Here is a 15,821-nt window from a genome sequence, read left to right as displayed (position 1 = left end):
TGTGTTTGGATAATAAATCCAAGTTTTGGAGCACACTATAATAAATGTACCCCTATTGTTATTATTAGCCCTCCATAAGGTCTATTATGTCTTCTAAATCTTGTGATAGGTCCTCGTTGTCTTCATTCACCTGTTTTTTAAAGTAAAAAACGTTTTCGACTAAATCATTAATATTAGGGTATTGGAAGAGCATAATAGGCTTGAGGTCCATATCAAATTCTTTATTAATGGTATTAAGTATTTTTATGAGTTTAACAGAGTTGGCTCCCAAATCGAAAAAGTTATCGCTCACACTGATTTCGTCTTTTTTCTTCTCTAACATCTCATTCAGTATTTGAACTAGGCGTTCTTCTACTTCATTTCTTGGAGCGATATAAGTTGTACCAGTAGACAAACCAATCCCCTTTGGGTCGGGCAATGCCCGTTTGTTTACTTTACCACTGACCATTAAAGGAATATCCTCTAGTTGAACATAATGCTCAGGAATCATATAGTCAGGTACTATTGAAGATAAATAGGTTCTTAGATCACTAGAGTTCAGTTCTGATGCTGATACTAGATAAGCCACCAGTTCCTTTTCTACTGTTTGAGAATTACTCACCATCACTACTGCTTTCTGGATGTTATCCTTGGATTGAAGATGGTATTCAATTTCACCTAGTTCAATGCGATGTCCTCTTACCTTGACCTGATCATCCTCCCTACCTAAGCAGAGAATATTCCCATCAGGCAACCATTTCCCTAAATCACCTGTTCTGTAAAGTTTTTGTTCTTTTTCGTAAGGATGGTTGATGAATTTTTCTTTTGTCAGTTCTGGCCTATTCCAATAACCTTTGGCTAAGCCTTGTCCTCCGATACAGATTTCACCAATGACACCTAAAGGTTGTAGAGTACCTTGTTTATTGAGGATAAGTACCTGCTCGTTTTGCAATGGTTTTCCGACTGAGAGTTGTTTTGAAGTAGAAATATCCAAGGCAGTGCTCCAAATAGTAGTCTCGGTGGGACCGTATACATTGACAACTGGAATAGCACCTACTTGTTTAAATTGCTCATAATATTCTTTAGGAAAGGCTTCTCCTCCAACAATTAAGCGTTGTAAGCTGGGTAGAGGAGTTTTTAATAGTCTATCTGCTACTTGCTGCAATCTGGAAGGTGTAAGTTGTAATACTTCAACTCCTGCCTGTTCCAATCGTTTTAGGAAGCGTACAGGCTCCAATAAATCCTCCTCGACAAACAACACTATCTGTTTTCCATGAACCAATGGGCCAAACAACTCTAATACAGAGATATCAAAGGTAATATTGGTAGTGGCCGCGACCACTTTTTGCTTTGAAAATCCTAATTGTGCATCAATATTTTGTAAGAAGGAGACCACGCTACTATGTGACAACATAACCCCTTTAGGGTTTCCTGTGGATCCCGAGGTATAGATCACATAAGCAAGGTCCGTAGGCTGGGGAGGACATAAAATTATATCTTTTTCATTAGTAATAGAATTCATTTGAAAGTCTGAAATGAGATACTCATCGACTACTAACCTACAAGCTGCATCCTCTTTGATATAGTTTTTCCTTGACTCGGGATATCCTAAATCAATAGGAACGTAAGCTGCACCACATTTCATGATAGCCAATAGTGAAATCACTAGCCATTCAGAGCGTGGTAACATGACTCCAATTAATTCATTTTCTGTTAAATGATACGTATGGTGGAGGTAGATGGCTAAACGATTTGAGATTTTATCTAATTCTTGATAGGATATCTTTTTATCCTCTACCACGAGGGCCACTTGCTCTGGCACTTGTTGTACTTGAGTTTGAAAGAGGTCAATTATTGTTTTTTCTACTGGTTTGGGGTTTATGGGGCGATTAAACTCCAATATTATCTGATCTATTTCCTTTTGACTGAGAATATTAATACCTCCAATGGACTGACTTGGCTCTTTCAAAGTATTAGACAACAACTGTTTGAAATGCCTCATTAAGCCAATAACCGTTTCTTGTTCAAAAACATCTGTGTTATAATCTACTTTAAACGAGAAATGATCTCCATCTTCCTCGAAAAGAATTTCTAAATCAAACTTGGCATAGCTTTCACCTAACACGCTAATTTTTTCTGTTTCACCTGGTTGTAGAATGGTAGCCTCACGGTGTTTTTCTGTGTTTTGAAGAACCAACATCACATCAAATACCGCATTACGTGATGTATCTCGACGTAATTCTAATTCGTCGACCAATAAATCAAAAGGATAACTTTGGTGCTGGTAAACCTCCAACGTACGTTGCTTAACCTGATGATAAAATTCCTCAAAAGAAAGCTCAGAAGATAGTACATTTCGAAATACCAAAGTATTTACATAAAACCCAATCTGTTGCTCTAAGTCAATATGATCCCTTCCTGCAACAGGTGAACCGATGATAATATCTTTTTGAGAACAGTAACGATATAGAAGAACATTCCATAAAGCCAAGAGCGTAATAAAAAGACTCCCTTCTTGCTTTGCCGTGAAGGTCTTCAATATTTCTACTTCACCTTCATCCAAATAACTCTTCAAGGTTCTCCCATTGTAAGTTTTAACTTCAGGGCGTTGCTTTCCACTAGAGATTTGGAGAGTAGGTAGCTCTCCGGACAACTGCTCTAACCAAAACTGTCGGTCTTGTCCACTTTCTGCCGTTAAAAGACGTTTTTGCTGCCAGGCAGCGTAATCTTTGTACTGAATACGCAAAGGAGTGATATCAGTTTCTTTTTCATTGACATAACTATGGTAGAAGTGCAGCACATCTTTGGCAAGAATGCCCATAGACCAACCATCACTAATGATATGGTGCATATTATAATAAATGGTATAATCAGATTCACTAATCTGAAAAAGGCTTACCCTCAATAAGGGACCATGATGTAAATCAAAAGATTGAGCATTATCTTCTAAAATGTAGTTTTGGATGTACTGATCAACTGCTTTCTCCTTTCTAAGGTCAATACAGTCTATATCAAAATCCAATTCCTCCCGACCCAAAATCCATTGATAAGGCTCCCCTGAATCACTCTCTTTGAAAACCGTACGCAGTATCTCATGTCTGTCGATAACTGACATGACAGCTTTTTTTAGTAGTGCTATATCATAATTCCCTTTGAGTGTTACGATATTAGGTAGGTGATAGGCCAATGAAGCATCTTCAAACTGACTAAGTACCCACATTCTCATCTGCGAAGATGAAAGTTGGTGGCCAGAAGTATTGGATACAGTCAAGGGCTCGATGTCAAACAAAGATGTTTCAATACCTTGATGTTCCTTTAAGTATCCAACGATAGTTGCCTTATTAGTTTTGATTTTTTCTAATAAAGAAGGAGGAAATACCTTTTGCTCAAACTTTAGCTTTAAGTTGTCACCTTGCAGCGTGATAAATATATTGTTATCTCTTAGTTCTTTTAATAATGTTCTCATAATCGATTAAATTACCATCTCATTGAGTTCTTCTTTGTCTTGTTGGAGCCATTGCTTTTCTTCGATCAAACCTGCAATAGCTGTAACTGATGAATTAGAAAACAGATCCGAAATTTTCAAGGATACCTTCATGGTCTTTTTTATTTTATTAATGATCATCATTCCTTTCAAGGAATCTCCACCAAGTTCAAAGAAATCATCCTGAATACCAATCCCTTTCAGTCCGAACAATTCTTCAAAAAGATGGATTACTGCCCCTTGTGTTTCCGTTTCGGCTGGTTCAAAATTGTTTTGTAACCCCAACCTGTTGACCATTGTCACTTCAATACTTTGTTGCATTTGTTGCTGGAAAGTTTTCTGCGGAGAATTGATATCCCTCTTGGATACTAATAACTGCGGAAGATCTGTTCGTTGGAAGGAATATTCAAAAGCTGTAATCAGTTCTTGTTCTCTTAACCACTGATCTTTCTCAGAAATTCTATCCAGATTCAACACACTAAAGTCTCCTTCAAACTGTAGTTCATACAAGGATTTTTGATCCATCAGAGTATGTACACTGGCATAGGCACCATAAGCAATACCTCCCAAAAAAGAGGAAAGACTAGAGATTACTTTGATAAAATCCGGTTTTCTATCCTTAAAAATAGCGCCAATGTAAGTTAAGCTATCAACTCTTGCTATACTTTGTTTCTTGAGTATGTCTGTTGACAACTCTTCTACTAAAGCCGTTATTTCTTCAGAATCCTTATGCGAATGAATTATACCATCGATCCTAGAAAAACGACTAATGAGGTTATTTACTGTCTCAGTAAAGGTCTCCCTATTCGTCAAATCGCTATGCTCTATACTGAGCTTGGGGTATTTTTGATGCAACTCGGTCCACAAAGTTCCCTTTCCATTAGGCAGCTGGTCCGCCAATATTTGGTGAGAAAGTATGATTACTTGGGCATCATACTTCTGTAACAGGTGCTTTGCCAAAAAGTACTCTGCCTCACTACTTCCCCCAGTGATAAGGTATACGCCATTTGATTGTATGATTGGATTCTCAAAGCCCTCTTCTAAAGGTACTGTTTCGAAATAGGGTAACCACCTGCGCCCATTTCTAAAGGCAACCCGAAAGAATTTTTCATTACGGTTAATCTCTTCAACCAACTGCAGTGCTAGTTTTTCGGTTTCTCCTATACCATCCCAATCTAATTGGCCTCCATTCAGGAGAGGGTTTTCTTGGGTTGCTACCTGTAGCATCGTGGCTATGTGTTCGCAATATCCTTTTTTGTTTTCTACACCCGTCACTTCGCAACTTTCCTCACTTAAAATCACAAAGCAAAGTTGGTGCGTATGGTCACTGCCCAAGTAGCCCTTGAGCAGGTTAAGGAAGCTATCCATAATTTTTGTACCTTCTGTTCTTCCGGTACAAGTATCGATTAACGCGCTTACCTGAATTCCCTTTTGATTCAAGTTCTCCCATAGTTTTTTCCAATCCCGAGAATCTTCTAGATTGAAATGGACTATATCTTTTGAAACTCTATATTCTGTATCCTGTCTGATTTCAATTACCTTCTTGTTGGCACTTTGCAGTCCAACTTTAAGACTTGAGTTTCTTTCTGATCCGTCAGAAAGGAACAGGTAAGTGTCTTGTGTTTCCTTCAGACATTTTTGTTTTTTGGCAGGCACATGTTTCCAAGAAGGAACATATAGAAAATCCTCAGTCTCTGCTTTCTGAATAAAAACCGGCCGGTTCGTCTTTCCAGACTGTAGCAGTTCATTGACATCGACCTTTGTAGGTAACTCAAATGCGTCGAAAGCATAAGTAGGTGCAGGTATCTTCTTAAAACTCTTCCCTTCATAGAAGCTCTGCCAGTCGATATCATAACCATGTACCCACAAGTGCCCTAAGAAAGTAGCAAAATACTTTTCATCATCCATTTTATCCTTAGGATGCTTGATCGTATTGATAGCTGCATTAAAATCTCCTGGTATCATTCCCTGGCGACTAAAGGTAGTCAATGTATTACCTGGTCCTACCTCTACTAACAAGGTATAGTTCATATCCATGAGATGTTTTATGCCCTTTTGGAACTGTACCGTTCCAGTTATATGGGCACTCCAATACTTAATCGAAGTAGCCTCTTCATCCGAAATTAATTCACCTGTCAAATTGGAGATAAAAGGAATGGTGGGTGGCTTGAAGTTGACTTGTTTCAGTTTATCTTCAAACTCATCTAACATAGTTTCCATCATTTTCGAATGGAAAGCATGGGATGTTTTCAATAGGGTGCAAGGCACCTCTTGTTCTTTCAATTGATCGCTTACTCTGGCCATTTGCTCCTTGGTACCCGACAGCACAAAAGTGTCTGGTGAGTTGATAGCTGCTACAGACACTTGATCTATCCACTCCAAGGGAATCTCATTGATGGGCATACCCACACTGAGCATATCTCCTCCTTCTACAGAGGCCATTAATGCTGCTCTTTGACAAACGATATCTAAACCTACCTCTAAGGTAAACACTCCACTGATACAAGCTGCGGTATATTCTCCCAAACTATGCCCAATCAAATAGTCAGGCTGCAAACCGTAGACCATTAAGACCTTAGCCAAGGCATATTCGAATAAGAACAGTATGGGTTGTGTAAAGGCAGTCTGATTGATTTTTTGAGCCTCATCTTTTTCACCATACAGTATGGTTTTATAGTCTTGGGATGTCTTCTTGTTAAGATAGTTGAACCCTTGATCCATGATTTCCTTGAAAAGGGGAATACTATTATACAAGCCCTTGCCCATGTTGAAATACTGACTGCCCTGTCCTGAAAACATAAAGACCATTTGTTGTTTAGGACGCAATTCATGAGACTTAATACTCTTGGTGCGTAGTTGGTCGAGTAAATCCTTTTTATTTTGCACCACCATAAAATTACCATGATAGAAACTTTTTCGTCCTACCTGAAATGTATAAGTCAAATCCATAAGATTGACTTCTTCATTATTGTCGATAAAATCAGCTAATTTTATCCTGTATTTGTCCAGAGCGGATTCACTTTTTAAAGAATAGCGAATTAGTTTATACTTCACTTCTTCTCCACTTGTATCACGTTGGGGAGCCTCACCGAGTATCATGTGCACATTGGTTCCCCCTATACCGAGCGAGCTTACTGCTGCTATTAGAGGCTTATCTTCTTTTTTCTCCCAAGCCTTGGTCTTTACATTGACATGAAAAGGGCCTTCCGAAAAACCGATAGTAGGATTAGCTTTTATATAATGGATACTGGCTGGAATTGTTTTATGTTTGAGTGCCAAAGTAGTCTTTAATAAACCTGCAATACCTGCCGCCTCATCTGCATGTCCCATATTTGACTTGATGGAACCAATAGCGCAACTATGCTTAGTAGTATTATTAAAAGCGATGTTCAGTGACTCAATTTCAATAGGATCACCTATTTTTGTACCCGTGCCATGTGCCTCAACATAAGTAATATCTGAAGGGACAACTCCTGCTATTTTGTGGGCTAATTTGATACATTCTGTTTGCCCCTGGACACTAGGCATGGTGTAGCCTGCCTTCGAATCGCCATCATTGTTCATGGCTGAACCTTTGATGACGGCATAGATATGGTCTCCGTCCTTTAGCGCTTCTTCTAAACGTTTCAGAACCACTACCCCAGCCCCATCGGCACCAATAGTTCCCGTAGAACTGGCATCAAAACTCCGGTTATGTCCATCATGGGACATTATAGATCCTGGCACGTAAGTATAACCATTATCCTCAAAGGACAGTAAGCGAATACCCCCTACAAGAGCGATACCACACTCATTGAGCAAAAGACTTCTACAAGCCAAGTGAGCCGTACTTAAGGAAGTCGAGCAGGCTGTATCAAGAAAGTAACAAGGCCCCTTGAAGTTCATTTTATAGGCGATCAATGAACCCATAAAGTTAGGATTGACCAGTTTACTCTTCATTAGCTCATCTACATTAGGATTTTCGGTAAGGGCAGCATGTAGACTCCAATTTAGGTCCTTGTTCGCTCCTACAAAAATTCCTATCTTTTTACGATACCGATCGATGTCTGTAGCTGAATCCTCCAATGCCTCCCAAACTAATTGGTGCATCATGCGCGTCTGTGGGTTCATCACCTTAGCTTCATCTAGAGTATAACGGAAGAAGGGATAATCAAACTTATGAGAATTTTCAATAAAGGAAGCCGCCTTGATATAATCCGATGATTCCAACTCCTTTTTTTTCAATCCTTTTTCCAATAATTCTTCTTCTGAGAAAAAATAGATCAACTCTTCTTCGTCGACTAAGTTTTTCCAAAAGGTGTTGATGTCTTTAGACTTAGGAAATCTCCCAGAGACACCAATGATTGCAATATCTCTTTTCATTGTGTTTGTTATGTTTGTGGTGATTGCTTTTTAGTGAATATTCCCGCTATATAGTGTCCATAAAGTCGAGCAGGTCGTCGACATTTTCCATCTCATTTTCTTCTACCACTGTTTTCTGTGCCTCTTCCTTCGCTTTGAGGTTTTCAGTGAGCATCCTAACCGTGGGAAACTGAAAAAAAGTAATGATTTTTAAATCCAATCCCAATGCTTCATTAAGGACGGGGAGCAATTGAAACACTTTCATTGAATTCCCTCCAATTTCAAAGAAATTGTCTTCTATACCTACCTGGTCTAATTGTAGGAACTCTGCCCAGAGTTTGGCCAATTTTCTTTCCATCTCATTTCTTGGGGCAACATAAACTGTAGTCATCGCCTCCTCATACTCTTCGACAGGAAGTTTCTTGGTATCTACTTTTCCATTAGGAGTATAAGGAAACTCTTTTAGGACTACTACACTTTGAGGAACCATGTAGGCGGGTAGACGAGCACGCAAAAAGGCTTTTACATCGTTTTCTGTATAGTGTTGTTCACTTTTAAGATAGGCTGTTAGACCGATTTGCTCATTTTTATTCCAAGTAAGCACGACACACTGACTTACTTCGGGTATTTCGAGGGCTACATTTTCGATTTCCTCCAACTCTATTCTATACCCTCGAATTTTGACTTGCCGATCCATTCGTCCCAAAAATTCCAATTCTCCATGAGGTAACCAGCGAGCTAGATCACCGGTTTTGTACAACCTCTGTCCATTAACAAAAGGGCTTTCCACAAAACGCTCTTTGGTCAGTAAAAGGTTATGTAGGTATCCGAGAGTCACCCCATCTCCTCCGATGTACAGTTCACCTGAAACTCCTATAGGACACAATTGTAGTTCTGGATTTAAGATATAGATTTGGGTATTGGCAATCGGTTGACCAATAGTAATATTATCAGCAGTACCAACTTTTTTGACCGCCGACCAGATGGTCGTCTCGGTAGGTCCATACATATTATAGATGGGACCTTCAATTACTTGCAATAATTGTTTTGCCAGCGCACCTTTCAAAGTCTCACCACCAACGAGTAATGTGTCAATTGTTTTAAGTGCTTGCTTGCCCTCCTTATCTAACAATAATTCTTCATAGAAGGATGGTGTTGCTTGCAAATGTGAAACCTGATAATGCTGGATAAGTGCAGGTATGGTTTCTTCCTTTCCCAATTGCTCCATGTAATCGACCATATAGATATATTGGTGATGCGTCCGGCGAATACGTTCTTTCAATTTATTAAGATTTTGCAAGTTAGCCAGTACCAACTCCTCTTCTATACCAAAATCAATCAGGCAGGCAATCTCATTGACCCCTCTTTGGTAAAGTTGATTTACAACCTCCATACAACTGTCAGGTGTGCCGAACAAACTACTAGTATTGTAAAACCTCAAAAAGGCAATATCCAGGAGAGTATCTATGTCATCCTCTACATTGAGACCCTGTTCTTCTGCTAAGGGTTTCAACAAGTTGAGGGAGTTTTTTAAATAAGCTTTGAAAGGGGCTTCTACTACCTTTTTGACATATGTACTATCATCACTAACAAAGGTATGTAACATCAACGCTACTTTTCCTTTGTTAGGATCATGGCCATTGTCTTTTAATGCCTGTCTGTAGGAGCCGATCTTCTCAATCAGATCTTCAATGCTCTGCCCCAATAAATGAGTAAGAATATTGGCTCCAATCTCGCCTGCATATTTAAAAGTATCAACACTGCCGGCAGCAGTGATCCAAATGGGCAACTCCTGCTGTATTGGGTTTGGATGTATCCTAAACTCGTAATCTTTTCCTACTCCATTTTTTCGCGTGATGGTGTTTCCTTTCCAGAGATGTTGGAGTGTCTGAATACCCTCCCTCATGATCGCATGACGATTCTGATAATCATCTGGAGCAAGCACAAAATCATTTGGGTGCCATCCGGAAGCAATGGATAGCTCAACCCTCCCTTTGGAAAGGTTATCGATCATAGACCACTCTTCTGCTACCCTAACCGGGTCATGCAATGGCAGTACGACACTTCCCGACCTGAGCTTAATATGTTCTGTACAGGTTGAAACTGCCGCTGCAGCAATGGCAGGGTTGGGAAACTGGTCTCCAAATTCGTGAAAGTGACGTTCAGGAACCCAAATAGATTCAAAACGATGCTTATCAGCATACTTGGCACCTTCTAACAATAATTGATACTTATTTGTAGATGTACCCTGACCTGTAGGAAAATAGAAAAGACTAAAGTCTATCTTCGGTTGTGGGCTTATCTGAACAGGCCTATCCAGATGCATCACCACCTTATTTCCTCGAGTCAAAGTCCAGAGCAATTCTAAAATCGAAATATCAAAGCTAATACTCGTAACAGCCAACCAGGTATCCCGGTCAGTACTTTGACCAAAGGTTTGATTCATTCCTATAATAAAATTCACCAAGTTTTGATGTGATACCTGTACTCCTTTAGGCTTACCAGTAGATCCAGAGGTATAAATGACATAAGCAGGTGACAACCTTTCGGGTACAAAGGTGAACGAAGTCATCGACGAAGACCAGATTGCCTCATCCTGAAGTACAATAGTTCTTACCTTTGTTGTCAACATGTGACGTGTACCTTCATCGGTCAACACATAATCCGTCTGACTATGGTCAATGATGTAGTCCAAACGATCCAACGGATAAAAGGGATCCAATGGTAAATAAGCCGCTCCAGATTTCAATACTCCAAGAATTCCCACCATCATGTCTAAAGATCTACCCATACAGATACCGACTGTATCACCAGTACGAATTCCTTTTGATTGGAGATATAAGGCTAATAGAGTGGATTTCTCATCTAATGCTCTGTAAGACAGTGTTTCTCTATGGCAAATCAATGCAGTCTGCTCTGGTATTAACTTGACCTGATTTTGAAATAGTGATACTATAGTATCACTTTGATCATAGTCAACTGATGTATTATTGAACACCTTCAATATTCTTTGTTCCTGCATTGATGTAAGGCATTTGGTATGTACCAACTCCTTCGATGGTTGTCGTATGGCCTCCTTCAGAAAAACCTGAAAGTTACTCATCATATCCTGAATAAACGAAGCTTCATAAAGATTGGTATTATACTCTACTCCTATGGATAAGTTACTCTGATCCTCAACAAAGGAGAAAGTCATGTCAAATTTGCTCGCTTTGTTCTCTCCTAAGTCCTGCGGCTCACACTGAACCCCTTGGAAAGCGCTGCTGATATCGGTTTTAGATTCACTTTGCTGTTGATGAATAACCAGTACATCGAAGATCGGTGAACGACTTGGATCACGGTGTAAGGGGAGTTTATTGACCAGTTCCCCAAAAGGGTAATTCGAATTAGCATAGGCCCTTAATAAGGTTCTTTTTTGTGTTGCCAATAGATCAACAAAAGAGTCTGTAGACTGGAACTGTGTTCTAATAGGAACTGTGTTGATATAAAGACCTATCTGCTGCTCTAAATCCTTGTGTGATCGGCCAGATACGGGTGTCCCCAGCACGATGTCTGTTTGATTTGTGTATTTAGAAAGTAAACCATTAAGCGCTGCCAAACAGGTCATAAAGACTGTCGCCTCTTGCTGGTGCGCAAAGTTAATGAGCTCTTTTGTCAATATTGGTTCAAGATTCTGAGTCAAGTAAGCACCATCAAAGGTTTGGGTTATCGGCCTGGGTCTGTAAGTAGGTATATTAATTACTGGAAGTTCCCCAGATAGTTCTTCTAACCAAAAATGTTCTTCTTTTTCCGCATCATTTTCTAATTGTATTGTTGCCCAGTTCACATAGTCTTTGTATTGAACCTTGAGCTTCGGCAATGTTACCGCTCTAGCAGTTACTATAACATTATAGCAAATTGCCAATTCCTCTACTAATATCAATAATGACTGACCATCACCCACGATGTGATGTAAGTTGAAACAAAGATAAACCTCATCACTGCTTACTTTAAACAAGCTGGCACGAAGCAACGGAGCCAAAGACAAATCAAAAGAGCTATTATTAAAGGTTGAGATCAATGTAGGTAATGCTGCTTCATCAACTTCTTTTATAGGCATTTGAAATTTCAGCATATCCACAGGAATCACCTTTTGGCGAACTTCTCCATTACCATTTTCTTCAAAACACGTTCGTAGTGACTCATGCCTTTTGATAAGTTGAAGGAAGGCTTTGTATAGGGCCTCCTCATCTACTTGCCCTTGCATTTTGAGAGTGTATGGCATGTTATAGGCTACATTGATATTTTCCATCTGGCAGAGAATCCAAAATCTCAGCTGCGCCGAGGTCAATGGATAGTCGTTTTGTGCTTCTATGCAGGCAATGGGACGATAAGTATCTTTTCTGAGTAAGGGAATCAGTTCACGGATGCTTGGGTACTGAAAAACTTCTTCAAAAGCAATTTCATACCCCAACCGAGCCTTGATCATATTAATGATCTTGATAATGTTCAAGCTATTCCCTCCTAAATCAAAAATTGCTGCCGTCGTACTGATATTAGTAATTCCAAGCGCTTCTTCCCAAATCGCTACCAAGGCCTTTTCTAAATCAGTTTCGGGAGCTTCATAAGTGACCATTATCATATCTTCCCTCTTAGGCTTAGGTAATTTAGACTTGTCCACCTTTCCATTGACCGTAAGAGGTATGGTGTCGACTGACACAAAGAATTTAGGTACCATGTAAGAAGGTAAGAAGTGTTTAAGTTGCTCTTGGGTTTTGTTTTTATTCAAAGGCCCTTCAGAAACCAGATAAGCTACTATGCTCTTGCTATCTTCGTATTCTTGAACTTCACCCACTGCTTGGAGTATCCCAGTGCATTTTAATAATTGGCTTTCTATTTCTCCCAATTCGATGCGATATCCCCGAATTTTTACCTGGTTATCATTTCTACCCACAAAAGCGATGTTACCATCAGGAAGTACTTTAACTAAATCTCCAGTGTTATACATCCTGCGGCCCTTCACAAATGGGTCTTCCAAAAATCTATCTTGAGTCAACTCAGGTTGGTTCAGATAACCACGTGCTACACTTTCCCCTGTAATGAACAAGTTACCGACAGCTCCTGTGGGCAATGGTTGCTGGTATTGATCTAACACATAGACTTGTGTATTGGCTATAGGCCGACCAATAGGTATAGAAGCAGATAGTCCTTCTTTTAAACGATAACTAGTAGCAACCACTGTATTTTCGGTAGGGCCATAGTTATTGTAAATATCCAATCCTCCTAAGTCATTAATTTTAAGAACATCTCCCCCAGTCAAAATTTTCATAGAGGGCATCTTGACTTTTTGTACTACAATTTCCTGACATATCTGCGTTGGGAAATATGCGTGCGTTATTTCGTATTCTCTACAATACGCTCCAAGTTTGGTCACATCTACTCGTGTTACATCCTCTGTAATAGGATACAATGTTGCTCCTTGCAACAAATAGGGACAGAATTCCCAAATAGAGGCATCAAAGGCAATCCCTGAAAAAAGAGTACCTCTTGAATCAGACTCGACCTCATAGGTCTCATTATGCCAAAAACAAAGGTTTAGTAAATTGCCATGTTCAACCATGACACCCTTTGGGACTCCTGTTGACCCTGATGTATAAATTACATAGGCCAAATCTCGTAGGGTTACTTTTGGTTCGAAGCGATCAACTGTCAAATTATCGGCATGGGCCTGAAAGTCTTTAATAATATTTTGTTCGATAATCAGATTACAACCACTATCTTTTTTGATATAATCTGTTCTTGAAGCTGGGTAATTAGTATCAATTGGCACATATACTGCACCAAGTTTCATCAGAGATAGAAAAGTGATCACCAACCACTCACTTCTTTCCAGCCGCACTCCTACAAAATCTTGCATCTCTACTGATTTCTCCCATGAGAGATAAGTTGCCAACTGATTTGCTAATCCATTCAGTTCATCGTAACTGATTTCTCGATTCTCTACCACCACTGCTATCAAATCTGGGTTTCGTTGCACTTGGTCCTCAAATAACTTAATGAAAGTTTTATTCTTAGGAAAAGGAGTTTGTGATATGTTCCAAGGTTTTGCCCATTGCTCATATTCACTTTTGCTCAAGTAGTTCAGCATGTGAAAGGGTGCTTTAGGTTGAGCAATCAGTTCTTCCAATAGAAGGAAGTAATGCTCTGCCATGCGGCAAATGAAGACTTCATCATAAATATCAGAATTGTAGGTAAGTTGAAGTTCAAGTCCATCAGCTTGAGGTAAAAATACAAACTCCAGGTCCAACTTACTAGTCCTCAATTCAGGTGCATGATAAGGTCTTACTTCCAAATCTTGCAGTTTTGTTGATCCTGTCGAATGATCAAAGCTCTGTAATGTCATCATCACATCGAAGAGAGGGTTACGACTCACATCAAAGTTCATATCTAACTCTTCTAATAATGTATCGAAGGGATATTCTTGATGAGACTGTGTATCAAGGACTTGCTGTTTCACTTTTTCTAATGAAGTCGAAAAATTGTCATCTTGATCTAGCTGCGTTCTTATAGCCAATGTATTTATATAGAAACCAACCTGATCATGGAGTTCTGAATAATCTCTTCCTGCAACTGGTGAACCGATTACAATATCTTGCTGCCCTGTATATCGTTGAAGCAGTATTTTTGTTACAGTGAGCAATCCCATATATAAAGTGGCTTGACTAGACTGGCATAGAAATCTGAAATTATCTAACAATCCTTGATCCAAACTATGTCGGATTGTATTGCCCTGATAGGTTTTAAGTATTGGACGAGATTGGTATCCGGATAAGTTAAGTACCGGGACTTCTCCTTGAAACTGAGTTGACCAATAATTTTGATGTTCTTGCATTGCTTCTTGCTTCAACTCCTTTTGTTGCCATGTGGCATAATCCTTATATTGAATAGTTAATGGAGGTAAGGTGATAGTTTGCCTAGAAAGAAAGCCTTCATAAAATGCAAATAGTTCCTTAGCCATCACCTGAGCAGACCAACCATCACTAATGATGTGATGCATCACCAAGCATAAGATATGAGATTGATCTTTCGTTTTTAAGAGTTTGGCATGGATCAGTACACCTAAAGAAAGATCAAACTCATGTGCTAGTTCCTTCTGGAGGCTCTCGCTAAGCAAATTGTCCACTTCCTTATCCTCTAGTACTTCATATTGAAGCTGGAATCTATATTGATTAACATCTATAATGTTTTGCCGTGGTTCTCCTTTCTGATCAAGTATAAAAGCAGTACGTAAGATTTCATGACGTTCGATCAAAGCTGTAAAAGCCTTTTCTAGCATAGGAATATCTAGTGAACCTGAAAGTTCAAATACACTAGGCATATTATAGGCTTGGTTACCACCGGTTACCTGACTTAGTGCCCACAAACGTTGCTGCGCAGAAGATAATACGTAGTTAGTTTGTTTTGCAGCAACTGGAATCTGCTGTCGGATATCATTTTGTCCTCTTAACAAATCTATCAAGTCTTTCTTATACTGTTTAATTTCTTGTAGTAAAGTCGGGGTCATCGTCCCTTTAGGGGCTTGGATATCCAACTGGTCACCGACCATTGACACACTGACACCCAGTTGTTTAAGTTTCTCTAGTAGTTCTCGCATTTTTTCAACAAGTTTTTTGCTCAACTTTTTCAGGTTAAGAGAATATCATAAGGATTATGTCAAAATCCAGATTACTTAACCTTTTAAAGTGAATTATAACAGTATTTTTGGAATATTAAGGGTTATCTAAGCCACTCCAAGAGCCATTGCCTAAGGAGGTAAGGATACTTGGAAGTTGACAACGAAAAGATTTTTTATATTAACTATGTTTCTGCTATGTTTTCTAACACGCAAAGTAATTGTAATTGTATTCGTAACATCAATCTGTATGATAGATTTGATGTAATCAATTTAGCAATTAAACGGAAACCTAGAGTCAGCATGCACTTGATACCATTAAACAAGGCGTCATTTAATGATTACTTACCAAGACACAAGCAATTG

3 protein-coding genes are annotated in these 15,821 nt (G+C 39.2%); all 3 read right to left on the bottom strand.

Translation table 11 applies throughout. From position 1 onward, the window contains the following. Positions 1–64: 64 nt before the first annotated feature. Genes ATE84_RS07555 through ATE84_RS07545 form a run of 3 tightly spaced genes read right to left on the bottom strand, consistent with a single transcriptional unit; the run spans position 65 to position 15,461 of the window. On the bottom strand, positions 65–3,445 hold the full coding sequence (locus ATE84_RS07555) for a non-ribosomal peptide synthetase (protein WP_101447232.1): 3,381 nt from the start codon (positions 3,443–3,445) through the stop codon (positions 65–67). A gap of 6 nt (positions 3,446–3,451) precedes the next feature. Continuing rightward, positions 3,452–7,825: a type I polyketide synthase gene (locus tag ATE84_RS07550; RefSeq protein ID WP_101447230.1), complete on the bottom strand. Its 4,374-nt coding sequence runs from the start codon at positions 7,823–7,825 to the stop codon at positions 3,452–3,454. A 46-nt stretch (positions 7,826–7,871) separates the two neighbouring features. Beyond that, positions 7,872–15,461 (bottom strand): non-ribosomal peptide synthetase, encoded by a 7,590-nt coding sequence (locus tag ATE84_RS07545; protein WP_143273591.1) that lies wholly within the window; start codon positions 15,459–15,461, stop codon positions 7,872–7,874. Positions 15,462–15,821: the final 360 nt, after the last annotated feature.

This window comes from Aquimarina sp. MAR_2010_214, from assembly GCF_002846555.1.
In the GTDB taxonomy this organism is placed as follows: domain Bacteria; phylum Bacteroidota; class Bacteroidia; order Flavobacteriales; family Flavobacteriaceae; genus Aquimarina.
This window is presented reverse-complemented; position numbering and strand designations above follow the sequence as displayed.

What these genes read in the sequence shown, in the direction of transcription:
- ATE84_RS07555 (WP_101447232.1), bottom strand. Translation starts at nt 3,445, where the DNA reads ATGAGAACATTATTAAAAGAACTAAGAGATAACAATATATTTATCACG.
- ATE84_RS07550 (WP_101447230.1), bottom strand. Translation starts at nt 7,825, where the DNA reads ATGAAAAGAGATATTGCAATCATTGGTGTCTCTGGGAGATTTCCTAAG.